The 16916-nt window shown below is 63.8% G+C and carries 15 protein-coding genes; 2 read left to right on the top strand and 13 right to left on the bottom strand.

The window, feature by feature from the left end:
- The 8 genes from FFS21_RS17905 to FFS21_RS17870 all read right to left on the bottom strand — a co-directional run bounded on the left by FFS21_RS17905 (position 1) and on the right by FFS21_RS17870 (position 8829).
- Entirely contained in the window at positions 1–579 is a 579-nt protein-coding gene (locus tag FFS21_RS17905) for a HutD/Ves family protein (protein ID WP_137926124.1), read from the bottom strand.
- A complete protein-coding gene (hutU, locus tag FFS21_RS17900; protein WP_137926123.1) occupies positions 579–2279 on the bottom strand; it encodes a urocanate hydratase in 1701 nt (566 codons plus the stop codon). Before hutU ends, FFS21_RS17905 begins: the two co-directional genes overlap by 1 nt.
- 78 nt (positions 2280–2357) lie before the next feature.
- A complete protein-coding gene (hutH, locus tag FFS21_RS17895) occupies positions 2358–3935 on the bottom strand; it encodes a histidine ammonia-lyase (RefSeq protein WP_137926122.1) in 1578 nt (525 codons plus the stop codon).
- A gap of 86 nt (positions 3936–4021) precedes the next feature.
- Complete coding sequence (hutC, locus tag FFS21_RS17890) at positions 4022–4789, bottom strand: histidine utilization transcriptional repressor HutC (protein ID WP_137926121.1); 768 nt, start codon at positions 4787–4789, stop codon at positions 4022–4024.
- An 18-nt stretch (positions 4790–4807) separates the two neighbouring features.
- Entirely contained in the window at positions 4808–5587 is a 780-nt protein-coding gene (locus FFS21_RS17885) for an ABC transporter ATP-binding protein (protein ID WP_137926120.1), read from the bottom strand.
- Entirely contained in the window at positions 5584–6432 is an 849-nt protein-coding gene (locus FFS21_RS17880; RefSeq protein ID WP_249359476.1) for an ABC transporter permease, read from the bottom strand. Before FFS21_RS17880 ends, FFS21_RS17885 begins: the two co-directional genes overlap by 4 nt.
- A gap of 37 nt (positions 6433–6469) precedes the next feature.
- Positions 6470–7417, bottom strand: coding sequence for an ABC transporter substrate-binding protein (locus FFS21_RS17875; RefSeq protein WP_137926118.1), 948 nt, complete (start codon positions 7415–7417; stop codon positions 6470–6472).
- Positions 7418–7788: 371 nt separating this feature from the next.
- The gene (locus FFS21_RS17870) at positions 7789–8829 is read right to left on the bottom strand and encodes an NAD-dependent epimerase/dehydratase family protein (protein WP_137926117.1); all 1041 of its coding nucleotides are present in this window, start codon (positions 8827–8829) and stop codon (positions 7789–7791) included.
- A gap of 10 nt (positions 8830–8839) precedes the next feature.
- Between FFS21_RS17870 and FFS21_RS17865 the strand changes: the two genes are divergently transcribed.
- Complete coding sequence (locus FFS21_RS17865) at positions 8840–9895, top strand: CDP-6-deoxy-delta-3,4-glucoseen reductase (protein ID WP_137926116.1); 1056 nt, start codon at positions 8840–8842, stop codon at positions 9893–9895.
- A gap of 260 nt (positions 9896–10155) precedes the next feature.
- Positions 10156–11343: an acetylornithine transaminase gene (locus tag FFS21_RS17860; RefSeq protein ID WP_137926115.1), complete on the top strand. Its 1188-nt coding sequence runs from the start codon at positions 10156–10158 to the stop codon at positions 11341–11343.
- A gap of 110 nt (positions 11344–11453) precedes the next feature.
- Here the strand turns inward: FFS21_RS17860 and FFS21_RS17855 are convergent, their stop codons facing one another.
- The 5 genes from FFS21_RS17855 to FFS21_RS17835 all read right to left on the bottom strand — a co-directional run bounded on the left by FFS21_RS17855 (position 11454) and on the right by FFS21_RS17835 (position 16511).
- Positions 11454–12170, bottom strand: coding sequence for an ABC transporter ATP-binding protein (locus FFS21_RS17855; RefSeq protein WP_137926114.1), 717 nt, complete (start codon positions 12168–12170; stop codon positions 11454–11456).
- A 25-nt stretch (positions 12171–12195) separates the two neighbouring features.
- Complete coding sequence (locus tag FFS21_RS17850) at positions 12196–12972, bottom strand: ABC transporter ATP-binding protein (protein ID WP_137926113.1); 777 nt, start codon at positions 12970–12972, stop codon at positions 12196–12198.
- Positions 12973–12985: 13 nt separating this feature from the next.
- Complete coding sequence (locus tag FFS21_RS17845; protein WP_137926112.1) at positions 12986–14140, bottom strand: ABC transporter permease subunit; 1155 nt, start codon at positions 14138–14140, stop codon at positions 12986–12988.
- 16 nt (positions 14141–14156) lie between these two features.
- The gene (locus FFS21_RS17840; protein WP_137926111.1) at positions 14157–15092 is read right to left on the bottom strand and encodes a branched-chain amino acid ABC transporter permease; all 936 of its coding nucleotides are present in this window, start codon (positions 15090–15092) and stop codon (positions 14157–14159) included.
- Positions 15093–15308: 216 nt separating this feature from the next.
- Positions 15309–16511, bottom strand: coding sequence for a branched-chain amino acid ABC transporter substrate-binding protein (locus tag FFS21_RS17835; protein WP_137926110.1), 1203 nt, complete (start codon positions 16509–16511; stop codon positions 15309–15311).
- Between the last annotated feature and the right edge of the window lie 405 nt (positions 16512–16916).

The following is a 16916-nucleotide window of genomic DNA, read 5'->3' as shown; positions in this document are numbered from 1 at the left end:
TTACGGCTCCATATGCAGGGTCACACGCAGGCATAGCGCGGCAATATCCGTATGCGTCATGGTGAGGGCCGGTGTGCCGAGCGGCAACCATACGCCCTCGCCCTCGGCGAGTTGCATGCCATCGCCATCGTTCCACGTGCCGCGCAATACCAGCAGCAGCGCCATGGCATCGGTGGGTACAACTGTGAACGGCTGGCGTTTCAGGTTGATCTCCGCACGGCACACGCCACGGCGGGTCATCACGTTGAAGTCGCGCGTGGCGCCATCCACCAGCGCGGCATGCACATCGGTATCGCCGGAGAACGCGAACGGTTCACCCACGCGCACGAGCTTGTGGCAGAACGAATCGTCATGCGCTTGCAGATGCACGCCATTGCCATCGAGCAACACGATCTGTCGATCGATGCCGGGGAACGCCGAAAACGGACCATCGGTCGCGATATCGGCCACGCTGATGCGCCAGGCAAAACTGTCCATGCCGGCGCCGGGCGGCCACACCGCAATCTCGCGCGTGGTGCCGCCACCGTTCTTCCACGGCGTGGGAACGATGTCGGCCAGCGCAAACTTCGTCAAGGCCATCAGCGATTCACCATTGGCAGGTCGAGTCCCTTCTCCTTCGCGCAATCGATGGCGATGTCATAGCCCGCATCGGCATGGCGCATCACGCCGGTAGCCGGATCGTTCCAGAGCACGCGCTCGATGCGCTTGGCTGCGGCATCGGTGCCATCGCAAACGATGACCACGCCCGCATGCTGCGAGAAGCCCATGCCGACGCCGCCCCCATGATGCAGGCTCACCCACGTCGCGCCGCCCGCTGTGTTCAGCAGCGCGTTGAGCAGCGGCCAATCGGATACCGCATCGGAGCCATCGCGCATCGATTCCGTTTCGCGATTCGGTGACGCCACCGAGCCGCAATCCAGATGATCGCGACCGATCACGACCGGCGCCTTCAACTCGCCCGATTTCACCATCTCGTTGAACGCGAGGCCGGCGCGATGGCGTTCGTCGAGACCCACCCAGCAGATGCGCGCAGGCAGGCCCTGGAACGCAATGCGCTCGCGCGCCATGTCGAGCCAGCGGTGCAGGTGCTTGTCCTCGGGGAACAGCTCCTTCATCTTGGCATCGGTCTTGTAGATATCCTCGGGATCGCCCGACAGCGCCACCCAGCGGAACGGCCCCTTGCCGCGACAGAACAGCGGACGGATATACGCCGGCACAAAGCCCGGAAAATCGAACGCGTTCTTCACGCCTTCGTCGAACGCTACCTGTCGGATGTTGTTGCCGTAATCAAGCGTGGGCACACCCATCTGCTGGAACGCGAGCATCGCATTCACATGCTTGACGATGGATGCGCGCGCTGCCGCTTCCACCGCCTTCGGATCGCGCTGGCGCAGGTCTTCCCATTGCGCGACGGTCCAGCCTTCAGGCAGGTATCCATTGACGAGATCATGGGCCGAGGTCTGGTCCGTGACGATGTCCGGACGGATACCACCGGCCTGCGCACGACGCACGAGTTCCGGCACGATCTCCGCCGCGTTGCCGAGCAAACCCACGGAGATCGCTTCGCCATTCTTCGTCGCCGTGTCGATCATGGCCAGCGCTTCATCGAGCGTCGTGGCCTTCTTGTCGAGATAGCGGGTACGGATGCGGAAGTCGATGCGCGACTCCTGGCACTCGATCGTCAGCACGCACGCACCGGCCAGCACACCGGCCAGCGGCTGCGCGCCGCCCATGCCGCCGAGCCCCGCAGTCAGAATCCACTTGCCGGTCAGGTTGCCGCCGAAGTGCTGATTGCCCGCTTCGACGAACGTCTCAAACGTGCCCTGCACAATGCCTTGTGTGCCGATGTAGATCCACGAACCCGCCGTCATCTGGCCGTACATCATCAGGCCAGCACGATCGAGTTCGTTGAAGTGATCCCAGTTGGCCCAGTGCGGCACGAGGTTCGAATTGGCGATCAGCACGCGCGGCGCATCGGCATGCGTGCGGAACACGCCCACCGGTTTGCCGGATTGCACGAGCAGCGATTCTTCTTCACCGAGGCGACGCAGGCTGTCGAGGATGGCGTCGAAGCACTCCCAGTTGCGCGCAGCCTTGCCGATGCCGCCATAGACCACGAGATCCTGCGGACGCTCTGCCACGTCGGGATCGAGGTTGTTCTGCAGCATGCGATAGGCCGCTTCGATGAGCCAGTTCTTGCAGTGCAGTTGCGTGCCACGCGGGGCGCGGATTTCGCGCTGGCCGCGCGCGGTGCTGAATTGACGTTCGTTAGCGTTCATGGTTGTCTCTTTCAATATGCGTTCGGTTTTCTCCCCTCTCCCGCAAGCGGGAGAGGGGCGGGGGAGAGGGCAGGCGGTTCAAACACCCGTATTGGTCGGCAAGATCTCGCGTACCGCCTCAGGCCACCCCGCCCCCGCATCACCCTGCACTACCCACTGCTTCATCGCCTCGATATCGGGTGCGAGATAACGATCCGATTCCACGAAGGCCACGCGGCTGCGGATGCGCGCCAGTTCCTGTTCGATCAGCGGCGAGGACTTCAGCGGCCGGCTGAATTCGATGCCTTGCGCAGCGGCCATCGCTTCGATGCCGACGATCACCGCCGTGTTGGCGGCCATCTCGCCGAGACGACGCGCGCCGTACGTCGCCATCGATACGTGATCTTCCTGATTGGCCGAAGTTGGCAGGCTGTCCACGCTCGACGGATGCGAGAGCGACTTGTTCTCGGATGCGAGCGCCGCTGCCGTGACCTGCGCGATCATGAAGCCCGAGTTCAGGCCGCCATCGCGCACGAGGAACGGTGGCAAACCCGACAGTCCCGTGTCGAGCAGCAGTGCCAGGCGGCGCTCGGAGATCGCGCCGATCTCTGCGATGGCGAGTGCAAGGATGTCGGCCGCAAATGCCACTGGTTCCGCATGGAAGTTGCCACCCGACACCACATCGCCCTGCTCGGCAAACACCAGTGGGTTGTCCGATGCCGCGTTGGCTTCGATACGCAGGATGCGCGCGGCGTGAGTCAGGTTGTCGAGGCACGCGCCCATCACCTGCGGCTGGCAGCGAATCGAATACGGATCTTGCACGCGGCCACATGCCTTGTGCGAATCGACGATATCGCTACCGTCGAGCATCGCGCGCACCGCACCGGCCACGGCGATCTGTCCGACTTGACCCCGTGCTTCGTGAATGCGTGCATCGAACGGCTTGACCGACCCCTTGATCGCTTCCAGCGACAGCGCGCCCGCCACGAGTCCCGCCGCGAATGCATCTTCGGCGGCGAACAATCCGGCCAGCGCCAGCGCCGTGGAGACCTGCGTGCCGTTGAGCAGCGCCAGCCCCTCCTTCGGTCCCAGCGTGAACGGTTGCAGGCCCGCGTGCTCCAGTCCTTGCGCGGCGCTGACGCGCTGACCGTCGATCATCACATCGCCCACGCCGATCAGCGTGCAAGACATGTGCGCGAGCGGTGCCAGATCGCCCGACGCACCGACCGATCCCTTGGCCGGGATGCATGGCGTCACACCGTGATTGGCGAGTGCCAGCAGCGCCTCGATCAATTCCGGACGCACGCCCGAGTGTCCACGCGCGAGGCTCACGGCCTTGATGGCCAGGATCATCCGCACGGTATCGGGCGCGAGGTCCGGGCCCGTGCCCACGCTATGCGACAACACCAGATTGCGCTGCAGCTCGGCCAACTTGTCGTGAGGGATGCGCGACTGGGCCAACTTGCCGAAGCCGGTATTGATACCGTAGACCACCGCGTCGGCATCAATGATGTCCTGCACCGTGGCCTGCGCGGCGCGCACCCCGGCCCACGCACTGTCGGCCATCGACAGACGCACTTCGCCACGATGGATGCGGCGCAGATCGTCCAGCGAGACGTGGCCAGGATGGAGGGTCAGGAGAGAGCGGGAATCTTGCGTCATGGTCTGTGTTGTCATGTCAGACGCCTTGTATGCGCCTGTCTATACAGGTTAGTCGAAAATAAAACCTGGGACCAACTTTTGGTTGGCCTCAGGCTACTGTCCTAGCCGAAGGCGGGATTGCCGTCGGCACGAAAACGGCTGCCCAGCCGATACCGGTTGCCCGGATGCAGGCAGCGCACGAAGGTCACGGGCACGCCATGCGTCCAGGTGCGGCGCGTCAGCAGCAGGCAGGGCTGGGTGGGCGGCATCTCAAGCTGCACGGCCTGCTCGGGCGTGGCAGCTATCGCATCCACCACATGCTCCACCTGATCGTAGGGCACGTTGCGCAGCAGGTACTCGCCGGGCTGCGTATCGGAAAAATCCTGCGCGATGAAGTCGGGCGCCGCGCGCGGATTCACGTAGCGGTCTTCCAGTTGCACCGGCACGCCATCCTCGCGATGAATGCAGATCGAGTGATACACCGACTCACCCGTACGCAACTCCAGCGCCGCGGCCACTTCGATCGATGCCGAGACACGCTCCACCAGAATCACATCGCACGCATAGTCATGGCCGCGCAGGCGGATCTCGTCCTGCAGATTCACCACCGACAGCAGCGTGGACTGCGGCTTGTGCTCCGCGACGAAAGTGCCAACGCCAGCCACGCGCACCACCCTGCCCTGCTCCGACAACTCGCGCAGCGCACGGTTGACCGTCATGCGCGATACCGAGAAGCGGTTCACAAGCTCCTGCTCCGACGGCACACGGTCGCCGGGCTGCCACGCGCCGCTCTGGATCTGGGTCGCGATATACGCCTTGACCTGCTGGTACAGCGCAGCGGGACCGTTCGGCGATGCGGGGGAAGGTGCCTGATTGGCGGATGCGTTCATGATGCGTTGGGGTGTCGCTCAGTGCTCCGCCGAAGCCATGGCCTCGGCGCGAATCTCTTCCGTCAGTCGTGCCTTGAGCACGGAAAATTCGGGCGACGTCTTGATCGTGTAATGGCGCGGATGGGGGAAATCCACCGCGATCTCGCTCTTGATCCGACCCGGCCGCGCGGAAAACACCGCCACGCGGTTCGCCATGAAAATGGCCTCGTCGATATCGTGCGTCACGAATAATACCGTCTTGCGATGCGACTCCCAGATGCCAAGCAGCAACTCCTGCATCAGCACGCGCGTCTGGTTGTCGAGCGCACCGAACGGCTCGTCGAGCAGCAGGATCTTGGGATCGTTGGCCAGCGCCCGCGCAATAGCCGTGCGCTGCTGCATGCCACCCGACAACTGCTTCGGGAAGTGCTGCTCGAAACCGCGCAACCCCACGCGCGCGATGAAGAAATCGCTGCGCTCTTTCTGCTCGGCCTCGCTCATGCCGCGCTCGCGCAGGCCAAAGCGCACGTTCTGCGCAATGGTCAGCCACGGAAACAGCGTGTACGACTGGAATACCATGCCGCGGTCCGCGCCCGGTCCGGCCACCGCCTGCCCATCGAGCAATACGCGTCCGCCGCTTGGCGTATCGAGTCCCGCCACAATGCGCAGCAGCGTGGACTTGCCGCAGCCCGATGGCCCGAGGATCGTCACGAAATCGTTGTCGCGTACCTCGAAATCGACGGGCAGCAACGCCTGCGTGCTGCCACCGTTCGGGTTGGCAAAGGTCCGCGATACCTGCTGGATCGACAGCGCGCTCATTTGATGGCACTCCAGGGAAACAGGCGCTGGTTGGCCAGCTTGAAGACGAGGTCGGAGATCAGGCCGATGCAGCCGATGACGATGATGCCGAAGATGATCTGTCCGGTGTTGAGCAGCGCCTGGCTATCCGTGATCATGTGTCCGATGCCCGACGACGAACCGATCAACTCGGCCACGATCACGTAGGTCCACGCCCAACCCAGCACGAGTCGCAGGATTTCCGCGATGTCCGGCGCCGCACCCGGAATCAGCACGCGCCGCACGATACCGCGCGGCGTTGCACCCAGCGTGTACGCCGCCTCCACCAGGTCCTTGCGCGCGCCGCCCACCGTCACGGCCACCATCAGCACGATCTGGAAGAACGATCCGATAAAGATCACCAGCAACTTCTGCGTCTCGCCGATGCCGGCCCAGAGGATCAGCAGCGGAATGAATGCGGACGCCGGCAGGTATCGGCAAAACGACACGAACGGTTCGAAGAACGCTTCGGCTGCCTTGTAGGCACCCATCAGGATGCCGAGCGGCACGGCCAGCACGGCGGCCAGCACGAAGCCGCCGAGCACGCGCCAGACCGTCATGCCGATATCGCCGATGAAGCCGTACTCGGTGAACAGCGCCCAGCCTTCGCGCGCCATCGTCAACGGATCGGCCAGGAACGTGCGCGAGACAAAGCCGCCCAGGGTCGCCATCGCCCAGACCGCAAAGAACAGGACGAAGAACGACAGGCCGAGTACCCAGCGCGCCCGCGCCGACACGGGCACCAGTGGCGACAACCACGGATGACGTGCACGCGGTGCGCGCTCGTTGGACGTGGAGACAATGGGCGCGGGGGCGCGCGTGGTCATCGTCGGCGTAGGCGATTGCGACATGCCTGCCTCCTGCTTACTTGAGGAACCGGGCGTCATAGAGCGCCGTCACGTCGGGCACCTGGCGGATCACGCCGATGTCCTTGAGCACATCGGCCGCTTCCTTGCTGAAGCTGGCCAGTTCTCCCGCGAAGAAGGTCTTGTTGGCGTCCTTGTCCTGCCAGCGCAGGTAAGCGGAAGATTTCGCGAACTGCTCGCCGGTCTGCTTCACGGCCGCACCCATGATCTCGTTGGATTTCGCCGGGTCCTTGCGGATCATCTCCAGCGCTTCGAAATAGCTGTCGACCAGCGCCTGCGCAGCCTTGGGATTGTCCTTGAGCCACTTCGGCGCGCAGCCCAGGGTATCGGTCACCATCGGATAGTCGAGCGTGGTGGCCAGGATCTTGCCCTTGTCCGGGTTGGCGCGCACCGTCGACAGATACGGCTCGTAGGTCATCGCGCCATCGTTCTGCCCGGCCACGAACGCCTGCGCGGCGGCCTGCGGCGACAGCGTGGTCAGCTTCACGTCCTTGAGCGTCATGCCGTTCTTCTTGAGCATCCAGGCCAGTCCGAAGTACGGCGCGGTGCCCGGCGCATCCACGCCGATGGTCTTGCCCTTGAGATCCGCGAACCCCTTGACATCGCCGCGCACGGCCAGGCCATCGGCACCATACGACTTGTCGAGCTGCACGATCTGCGTGATCGGCACGCCATTGGCATTCCACGCCACATGCGTCTCCACCGTAGTGGCTGCGCACTGGATCGCGCCCGACGCCAGCGCCAGATGCCGGTCCTTCTGCGGGATCATCTTGATCTCCACATCGACACCGTTCTTCTTGAAGATGCCGGCCTTCTCGGCCAGCGTCAGCGGCGCAAAACCCGTCCATCCGCTCATGCCGATGGTCACCGGCGTGTTCTGGGCGTGGGCGGCTGTGGCAAATAGCGCGGAGGTAACGATCAATGCGGCGCGGCGGTGCAGCTTCATGCTGTCGGCTCCCTGTGGGCGTCGTTCTGGGTAGTGGGGGTCCCGTCTCCCTGGACCTGACGGGCAATGTACCAGCCTGTATATACAAGTCAAACCCGGGGTTTACCTGAGGACGTGCACCGGAAATGGACGATTGGGCGCAGGGATGCACCAATGTTGTATAGACAGGATGGCTAGACGGAGAGAAGAGCAAGAGCCATGCCTCACAAACCCGCTTGTGTTATTCCCCTCTCCCGCGAAGTGGGAGAGGGGTTAGGGGAGAGGGCGGGAGGGTCTGCTTGCCGACCACATCACAATTTGCACCGCTGGCCCTCTCCCCCGCCCCTCTCCCGCAACGCGGGAGAGGGGAGAAACCACCGGAGATTCAGACCTCAGCGATCAAAAAACGCCGCCACCGTCGGATACCTCAACCTCACCCGCAATTCCCGCTTCAGCCGACCGTTGTCCAGTCGGCGCGATTCGCTCATGAAGCTCAGGAGGTTGGCGTCGATGGTCTCGCGCGCCTGCTGGCGGCTGATGCGAGGCGGGCGTGGCAAACCCTTGCGGTCGGCCACGAGGTCGAAGTAGTCGGCCATGCGCAGTTCCGTGTCGTCGCTGGCATGGACCACGCGCTGGGGACGTCCGCGCCAGAGCGATGCGATCATCGTGCGGGCCAGATCGTCGGCGTGGATATGGCTGGTGTAGACATCGTCCTGGGGCGCCAACGCCGGCGTGCCCTTGTTCAGGCGGGCCACCGGCAAGCGGTCTTCGGCGTAGATGCCGGGAATCCGGACGATGCTGGCGCGCCAGCCCGCATCGCGCCCAAAGCGCCGCACCGCCGACTCCGCCGCCACGCGTCGGCGCGCACGGGCAGTCTGCGGCCGGACCGCGTGGAATTCCTTGACGCGGGCCCCGCCGCGGTCGCCATAGACGCCGGTCGTGCTGGCGTAGATGTACGCCCCGTTGGCGCGGTGGCGCGTGGACGCCTCAAACGCGCGGTGCCAGCCCCGCTCGGGTAGAATGGCGGCCTCGCCGGGACTGGTGCCATAACGCATGGTCCGCGCCCGGCGCCAGGCCGCGCGCCGCAACGTCCCCAGCAACGCGCGCGACCGTGGATCGCCATCGCCCTGACCGGGCGGCGGCGCCAGGTTCATCACGCGACTCGCGAGATGCGCCAGGCGTGACAGCGTGGCGGGCTGATCCAGATCGGCTACCAGCGGCACTGCACCGGCCTGACGCAGCGCGTCCCGGCGCGAGGGCTGAGATGTGACGGCGAACACACGCATCCGCGTGGACAGCAGGCGCAGGACGCGCGTGCCGACGTCACCGCAGCCCACGATCAGCAGGCGCGGACGGCCCAGCCGGCGCCCCTGCCGCGCGTGCCGCACACCCGGGGAAGACAACGCCGCTTGCGGCGACAGAATTTGGTTCATAGACCCGATTATGGCTTATCAAGTTACCGTCATGCCGAGTGGCCACAAGTTCGAAGTGGCTGCCGACGAAACCATCCTGGGCGCCGCGCTGCGCCATAGTATCGGCCTGCCGTACGGCTGCAAGAACGGTGCATGCGGGTCCTGCAAGGGCCGCGTGACCGAAGGCACGATCCACCAGGGCGACCACGCCGCCTCGGCACTGACGGCGCAGGAAAAGACCGAGGGCCGCGCCCTCTTCTGCTGCGCCAACGCCACGTCGGACATCACCATCGAGTGCCGCGAAGTCCACGGCGCCGGTGACATTCCCATCAAGAAGGTGCCGTGCCGCGTCGCCTCGCTGGAGCGCCTGGCCGACGACGTCATCGCCATCAAGCTGCAACTGCCCGCCACCGAGCGCATGCAGTTCCTGGCCGGCCAGTACGTGGAATTCCTGTTGCGCGACGGCAAGCGCCGCAGCTACTCCATCGCCACGCCTCCGCATGAGGAAGGCCCGATCGAGTTGCACATCCGCCACATGCCGGGCGGCACGTTCACGGACTACGTGTTCGGCGCCAAGGAAGGCATGCCGGCCATGAAGGAGCGCGACATCCTGCGCTTCGAAGGTCCGCTGGGCAGCTTCTTCCTGCGTGAGGATTCGGACAAGCCCATCGTCCTGCTGGCGTCGGGCACCGGCTTCGCGCCGATCAAGGCCATCGTCGAGCACGCCGCCTATACCGGCATCACGCGCCCGATGACGCTGTACTGGGGCGGGCGCCGTCCGCAGGACCTGTACATGCACGCGCTGTGCGAGCAATGGGCCCGCGATCTGCCGAACTTCCAGTACGTGCCCGTGATCTCGAACGCCACGGCCGAGGACAACTGGTCCGGTCGCACGGGCTTCGTGCACCAGGCTGTGATGGCCGACCATCCGGATCTGTCGAACCACGAGGTCTACGCCTGCGGTGCGCCAGTCATGGTCAACGCCGCACGCACGGATTTCTCCGCGCAGTGCAAGCTTCACGAGGACGCGTTCTTCGCCGATTCGTTCACGTCCGAGGCCGATCTGCACCCGGCCGGCGCGGCCTAAGCCGGGCCGCGCGCGTTCCGCCGACACAACAATGCCACCCGGGTCTGCCATATTTCGCTTTGACACCCGGGCGCATGCGCCTTATATTGGCCGCCATGAACACCGCCATCATCCGACGCCGCGCACGTACGTTGCTCCCCACCGGGGTGCCGCGCGGCTGACCGCAGATAGCGTCTGTTCAGGTCGACAAGCCACGGGCAACCCCCGTGGCTTTTTGCTTTTCTCCGTCCATCGTTTCATGCCGACCCCAGGAGTCCGCCATGGCATTTGCTGAGTTCCCCGTCCAGTCCCTGATGTACATCACCAACCGTCCCGAGCTGGTCTTCACCGAAGGCAAGGGCTCGTGGCTGACGGACCATAACGGCAAGCGATACCTGGACTTCGTGCAGGGCTGGGCCGTCAACTCGCTGGGCCATTCGAACGAAGGCATGATCGAGGCGCTGGAAAAGCAGGCGCGCAAGCTGCTGAACCCGAGCCCCGCGTTCTACAACGAGCCGATGCTGAAGCTCGCCCAGCAACTGACCGACAACAGCTGCTTCGACAAGGTCTTCTTCGCCAACAGCGGCGCCGAAGCCAATGAAGGCGCGATCAAGCTGGCGCGCAAGTGGGGCCGCAAGCACAAGAACGGCGCGTTCGAGATCATCACGATGGACCACAGCTTCCATGGCCGCACGCTGGCGACCATGAGCGCTTCGGGCAAGGCTGGCTGGGACACGATCTTCGCACCCCAGGTGCCGGGCTTCCCCAAGGCCGAACTGAACAACCTGGCTTCGGTCGAGGCACTGATCACCGACAAGACCGTCGGCATCATGCTGGAACCGGTGCAAGGCGAAGGCGGCGTGATCCCCGCCACGCGCGAGTTCATGCAGGGCCTGCGCGCGCTGGCCGACAAGCACAAGCTGCTGTTCATCGTCGATGAAGTGCAAACCGGCTGCGGCCGCTGCGGCACGCTGTTCGCCTACGAACTCTCGGGCGTGGAACCGGACATCATGACGCTGGGCAAGGGCATCGGCGGCGGCGTGCCGCTGTCGGCCCTGCTGTGCAAGAGCGATGTGGCCAGCTTCGAAGCCGGCGATCAAGGCGGCACCTACAACGGCAACCCGCTGATGACCGCCGTGGGCAGCTCGGTGATTTCGCAACTGACCGCGCCGGGCTTCCTCGACGACGTGAAGGCCAAGTCCGCCTACCTGAGCGAGCAACTGCTGGCGCTGTCGGCCGAGTTCGGCCTCGGCGGCGAGCGCGGTGAAGGTCTGCTGCGCGCACTGGTGCTGGGCAAGGACATCGGTCCGCAGATCGTGGAAGAAGCGCGCGAGATGAACCCGACCGGCCTGCTGCTGAATGCCCCGCGCCCCAACCTGCTGCGCTTCATGCCGGCCCTGAACGTGACCCGCGAGGAGATCGACCAGATGATCGGCATGCTGCGCGAGCTGCTGAAGAAGCTGGCGTAACAAAGAAAAAACCCGCTGCGAAGCGGGTTTTTTTATTGCCGAGAGGTCGACCGATTGTTTGCTCCCCTCTCCCGCAGGCGGGAGAGGGGAGAAACCCAGCGGCAGGGAGCTCACTCCCCCAGATACGCCGCCCTCACCTTCGGGTCATCCAGCATCTGCTTGGCGTCACCGCTCATCGTCACCAGGCCCGACTCCATCACGTAGCCGCGATGCGCAGCCTGCAGCGCCAGGCGCGCGTTCTGCTCCACCAGCAGCACGGTCACGCCCTGTGCGGAGACGGTGCGCACCACCTCAAAGATCTTCTCGACCATGATTGGCGAGAGACCCATCGACGGTTCATCCAGCAGCAGCAGCTTCGGCTGGCTCATCAGCGCACGCGCCATCGCCAGCATCTGCTGCTCGCCGCCGGACATCGTGCCGGCCAGCTGGTTCGCACGCTCCTTGAGTCGCGGGAAGGTCTCGAACATGCGGTCGATGTCAGCCTTGATGCCGGCCTCGTCGTCGCGCGTGTACGCGCCCATCTGCAGGTTCTCGGTGATGGTCATGCGCGCGAACACGCCGCGGCCTTCCGGCACCATCGCCAGCCCCTGCTTGAGCAGCTTGTAGCTGGGTACGCCCTTGATGGATTTGCCCATGTACTCCACGTCGCCGCCCGCCCAGCCCTGCAGACCGGTGATGGCCTTCATGGTCGTGGTCTTGCCGGCACCATTGGCACCGATCAGCGTGACGAGCTCGCCGTCGTGGATCTCCAGGTCCACGCCCTTGACGGCCTGGATGCCGCCGTAGGCCACCTTCAGGCCGGAAATCTTCAGGATCGTCTGTGTCATTTGCTTTGCTCCTGCCTTTCTGGCCTTAGTGCGCCGACGCGCCGAGGTAAGCCTCGATCACGGCAGGATTGTTCTGGACTTCGTGCGGCAGGCCCTGCGCGATGACCTTGCCGTAATCGAGCACGGTCAGGCGGTTGCACAGACCCATCACCAGCTTCACGTCGTGCTCGATCAGCAGGATGGTCTTGCCATCGTTCTTGATCTTCTCCAGCAGGCCGCGCAACTCCACCTTCTCGGTGGCGTTCATGCCGGCTGCCGGTTCGTCCAGCGCCAGAAGCTTCGGCTCGGTAGCCAGCGCGCGGGCGATCTCCAGACGGCGCTGGTGGCCGTACGACAGGTTGCGCGACGTGAAGTTGGCGTACTTGCCAATGCCCACGTAATCCAGCAGGTCGTGCGCCATGTCCTCGATGCCTTCTTCTTCACGACGCACCGAAGGCGGACGGAAGACGGCGCCGAAGATGCCGGCCTTGGTCCGCACGTGGCGGCCCACCATGACGTTTTCCAGCGCGGTCATCTCGCCGAACAGGCGGATGTTCTGGAACGTACGTGCGATGCCGGTCCGCGCCACTTCATGCACGGCCGTGGGCTGGTACGGCTTGCCGCCCAGCACGAACTCGCCGGAATCCGGCGTGTACAGGCCCGTGATCACATTGAAGAACGTGGTCTTGCCCGCACCGTTCGGGCCGATCAGGCCATAGATTTCACCGGGCTTGATCTGCAGGCCCACATCGGACAACGCCTGCAGGCCGCCGAAACGCTTGTTGACCCCCTGAACGGACAGGAGGAAATCGGAATTGCTCATGTTATCCCCCTGTTCAGAAACGGCCCACGCTGCCCGCCCGGCGCACCACCGGACGATCTTCCTTGCGCGGCGACGGCCACAGGCCCGCCGGGCGATACAGCATCACACCCACCAGGGCCAGACCGAACAGCAGCTGACGCAGCACTTCCGCATCGACGATCACATGGCCGAACAGGCCCGTCTGCATCGGCTCCGCCACCACGCGCAGCAGTTCCTGGAAGCCCACCAGCAGGATGCCGCCCAGGATCACGCCCGGGATATGGCCCATGCCGCCCAGCACCACGATGGCCAGGATGTAGATCGATTCCCACAGCGTGAACGATTCCGGCGACACGAAGCCCTGGAACGCGCCGAACACGGCACCCGAGGCACCGCCGAACGATGCGCCCATGGCAAACGCCAGCAGCTTCATGTTGCGGGTGTTGATGCCCATGGCCTTGGCCGCGATCTCGTCTTCACGGATGGCCACCCAGGCGCGTCCGATCCGCGAGTTCTGCAGGCGCAGGCAGACGAACACGATCACGATGACCAGGAACACCAGCAGGTAGTAATACATGAACACCGGCGTGAACTTCATCCCGAAGATCTCGTGCGATTTCGAGAAGTCGAATCCGAAGATGTGGACCGGGTCCACCGCCGTGATGCCCTTGGGCCCGTTGGTGATGTTCACCGGACGGTCCAGGTTGTTCATGAAGATACGGATGATTTCACCGAAGCCCAGCGTCACGATGGCCAGGTAGTCGCCCCGCAACTTCAGCGTAGGCGCCCCCAGCAGCACGCCGAACGTGGCCGCCACGAGAATCGCTATTGGCAACACCAGCCACATCGTCAGGTGGATGCCGTTCGGAAACAGCTGCTGGATCCACTCGAACTGGTTGGCCAGGTGCGGCGAGCCGAGCAGCGCCATGCAGTAGGCGCCTACCGCGTAGAACGCGATGTAGCCCAGGTCGAGCAGGCCGGCAAAGCCCACCACGATATTCAGGCCCAGCGCCAGCATGATGTAGAGCAGCGCGAAGTCCAGCACGCGCACCCAGTAGTTGCCGCCGAACGTCTGGACGAAGAACGGTGCGCACAGCGCGATGACGAGAAATCCCAGCAGGGCTGCCAGGGTCTTGGCCGGGACGCGCGACGGCGCGGCCACGGCTGCGGATTGGATTGGAGCGTTCATGATTCGGTCTCCCCCCTCAGGCGCGGTCGGCCACGCGTTCGCCCATGATGCCGGACGGACGGAAGACGAGCACGATGATCAGCACGATGAACGCAAAGACGTCCTGGTAGTTCGAGCCGAACACACCATTCGTCAGATCACCGATGTAGCCGGCACCCAGTGCCTCGATCAGCCCCAGCAGCATGCCGCCCACCATGGCGCCTGCCAGGTTGCCGATGCCGCCCAGCACTGCGGCGGTGAACGCCTTCAGGCCGGGGATGAAACCCATGTAGAAGTGCGCATTACCGTAGTTCGTCGCCATCATCACGCCTGCCAGCGCTGCCAGCGCGGCACCGATCATGAACGTGGCCGAAATCACGAAGTTGGGGTTCACGCCCATCAGGCCCGCCACCTTCTGGTTCTCGGCGGTGGCGCGCATGGCGCGGCCGAGCTTGGTGCGGTTCACCAGGGCCAGCAGGCCGGACATGACCATCACGGCCAGGCCGATGATGACCATTTCCTTGCCGGTGATGGTGGCGCCAGTAGAGCCGATGTCGATCGGTTCCGAGGGCAGCAGTTGCGGGAACGTGAGCGGGTTGCGCGACCAGATCAGCATCCCCACGGTCTGGAGGATGATCGAGACGCCGATCGCGGTGATCAGCGGAGCCAGGCGCGGCGCATTGCGCAACGGCCGGTAGGCTACGCGTTCAATGGTGTACGAGAGGACTGCACAGACAGGCATGGCGATCAGCGTGGCGATCACCAGCGTCAGCCATTCGGGCAGGCCGGGTGCAAATTTCTGCAGCCCAAGAATTGCCGACAATGCGGTCAGCGCGCCAATCATCAGCACATCGCCGTGAGCGAAGTTGATGATGCCCAGAATGCCGTAGACCATGGTGTAGCCCAGTGCGATCAGCGCGTAGATGCTGCCGAGCACCAGACCGTTCACGATCTGCTGGATAAAGATATCCATGAAAACTCCTGCTTCGGCCCCGCTCCGGCCGGCATGGTGTGGATGCCGTGGATGGGACGGTAATGTGGATGGTAAGGGTAGGTTGTACTCAGTTGCTGGTGTGCTGCCCGCCCTGTTCCATCCATGGTAAGGATGCCGCTAACACGTTGGCGAGACTAAAAAGAACGGCACCGCAATGTCATCACGGTGCCGTTCAGGTGGGCCGGTAAGCCCGGATTACATCTTCACGACGTCGAGGACGGACTTCTTCTTGTCCTTGTACTCGTACAGCGTGATGGTGCCTTCCTTCATGTCGCCCTTTTCGTCAAAGGCGATGTTGCCGATCACGCCCTTGTAGTTCGTCTTGGGCATTTCGGCCAGGATGGCAGCCGGTTCAGCCGAGTTGGCACGCTTCATCGCGTCCACGATCACCATCACGGCGTCGTAGGTGAACGGTGCGTAGATCTGCACCGGTGCGTTGAAACGAGCCTGGTAGCGCTTCTGGAAGTCGGCGCCGTTTTCCATCTTCGACAGGGCCAGGCCTGCTTCCGAGCAGATCAGGTTCGTCACGGCATCGCCAGCCAGTTCGGCCACCTTGTCCGTGCAAACGCCGTCGCCACCCACGATCTTCGAGGTGATGCCCAGTTCCTTGGCCTGCTTGGTGAACGGACCACCGGTGGCATCCATGCCGCCGTACATGATCACGTCCGGCTTCTTGCCCTTGATCTTGGTCAGAATGGCCTTGAAGTCCGTGGCCTTGTCGTTGGTGGCTTCACGTGCCACCACATTCACGCCTGCAGCCTTGGCGGTCTTCTCGAACTCGTCGGCCAGGCCCTTGCCGTAGGCGGTGGCATCGTCGACGATGGCCACGCTCTTGGCGTTCAGGCTCTTGGCGGCGTAGTTGGCCAGTGCCGGACCCTGCTGGGCATCGGTGGCCACCACGCGGTACGTGGTCTTGAAGCCCTGCTTCGTGTAGTCGGGGTTGGTCGACGACGGCGAGATCTGGACGATGCCTGCATCGCTGTAGATCTTCGAGGCCGGAATCGACACGCCCGAGTTCAGGTGGCCCACAACGGCCACGACCTTGGCGTCCACGAGCTTCTGGGCCACGGCGGTACCGGTCTTCGGATCGGCGGCGTCATCTTCGCCCACCAGTTCCAGCTTGATCTTCTTGCCGCCGACTTCCAGGCCGGCCTTGTTCACTTCCTCGACGGCCAGGCGCGCGCCGTTTTCGTTGTCCTTGCCAAGGTGGGCAATGCCGCCAGTCAGCGGAGCGGCGTGGCCGATCTTGACGACGACATCGCCACCACCTGCTGCGGGGGCCGCAGCGGCCGGTGCGGAGGCTGCCGTGTCAACCGGCTTTTCTTCTTTCTTGCCACATGCAGCGACCAGCGCCACAGCGGCCGCGATCGGCAGAATCTTGGCAAACGTGAATTGCATGAGTGATCTCCTAGGATTCACAAAAACAGGGTTTTAGTTACGCCTCCCGGACGTAATCCCTGGACCGCCTTTGATTAGTTTCAATTTGAAACGCGCGCATTGTATCCCCTTTCTTTGAGGATGCAATACGCGACGCAACAACCTGAACCTTTTACCCACCAAATGAGCTAGGGAATTTCCCCAATGCACAGATTGGGGCAATCAAAGCCAACTTGGCGGACCCGTCTCCTTCCCTTTCAAGAATCGTGCCTACAGCGCCTGCAGAGGCGCATTCGGCACGGATGAAGCTTCTCCAGCGCCACCCATAATGCCCGCTTAATTAATTAGGCATTTCATTTCATATATCGAGCAACATCTCTAATGTGCAGAATGCAACGGCGCACCATAATAGGGAAAACCCCAGTC

The organism is Cupriavidus sp. 2SB (assembly GCF_005503625.1).
Lineage (GTDB): Bacteria > Pseudomonadota > Gammaproteobacteria > Burkholderiales > Burkholderiaceae > Cupriavidus.
Note: the sequence above shows the minus strand (reverse complement) of the source record. Positions and strands in the feature narration are given on the sequence as shown.

Excerpts from the sequence above, each read along its gene's own strand:
- FFS21_RS17905 (WP_137926124.1), bottom strand. The coding sequence starts at position 579 with ATGGCCTTGACGAAGTTTGCGCTGGCCGACATCGTTCCCACGCCGTGG.
- hutU (WP_137926123.1), bottom strand. The coding sequence starts at position 2,279 with ATGAACGCTAACGAACGTCAATTCAGCACCGCGCGCGGCCAGCGCGAA.
- hutH (WP_137926122.1), bottom strand. The coding sequence starts at position 3,935 with ATGACAACACAGACCATGACGCAAGATTCCCGCTCTCTCCTGACCCTC.
- hutC (WP_137926121.1), bottom strand. The coding sequence starts at position 4,789 with ATGAACGCATCCGCCAATCAGGCACCTTCCCCCGCATCGCCGAACGGT.
- FFS21_RS17885 (WP_137926120.1), bottom strand. The coding sequence starts at position 5,587 with ATGAGCGCGCTGTCGATCCAGCAGGTATCGCGGACCTTTGCCAACCCG.
- FFS21_RS17880 (WP_249359476.1), bottom strand. The coding sequence starts at position 6,432 with ATGACCACGCGCGCCCCCGCGCCCATTGTCTCCACGTCCAACGAGCGC.
- FFS21_RS17875 (WP_137926118.1), bottom strand. The coding sequence starts at position 7,417 with ATGAAGCTGCACCGCCGCGCCGCATTGATCGTTACCTCCGCGCTATTT.
- FFS21_RS17870 (WP_137926117.1), bottom strand. The coding sequence starts at position 8,829 with ATGAACCAAATTCTGTCGCCGCAAGCGGCGTTGTCTTCCCCGGGTGTG.
- FFS21_RS17865 (WP_137926116.1), top strand. The coding sequence starts at position 8,840 with ATGGCTTATCAAGTTACCGTCATGCCGAGTGGCCACAAGTTCGAAGTG.
- FFS21_RS17860 (WP_137926115.1), top strand. The coding sequence starts at position 10,156 with ATGGCATTTGCTGAGTTCCCCGTCCAGTCCCTGATGTACATCACCAAC.
- FFS21_RS17855 (WP_137926114.1), bottom strand. The coding sequence starts at position 12,170 with ATGACACAGACGATCCTGAAGATTTCCGGCCTGAAGGTGGCCTACGGC.
- FFS21_RS17850 (WP_137926113.1), bottom strand. The coding sequence starts at position 12,972 with ATGAGCAATTCCGATTTCCTCCTGTCCGTTCAGGGGGTCAACAAGCGT.
- FFS21_RS17845 (WP_137926112.1), bottom strand. The coding sequence starts at position 14,140 with ATGAACGCTCCAATCCAATCCGCAGCCGTGGCCGCGCCGTCGCGCGTC.
- FFS21_RS17840 (WP_137926111.1), bottom strand. The coding sequence starts at position 15,092 with ATGGATATCTTTATCCAGCAGATCGTGAACGGTCTGGTGCTCGGCAGC.
- FFS21_RS17835 (WP_137926110.1), bottom strand. The coding sequence starts at position 16,511 with ATGCAATTCACGTTTGCCAAGATTCTGCCGATCGCGGCCGCTGTGGCG.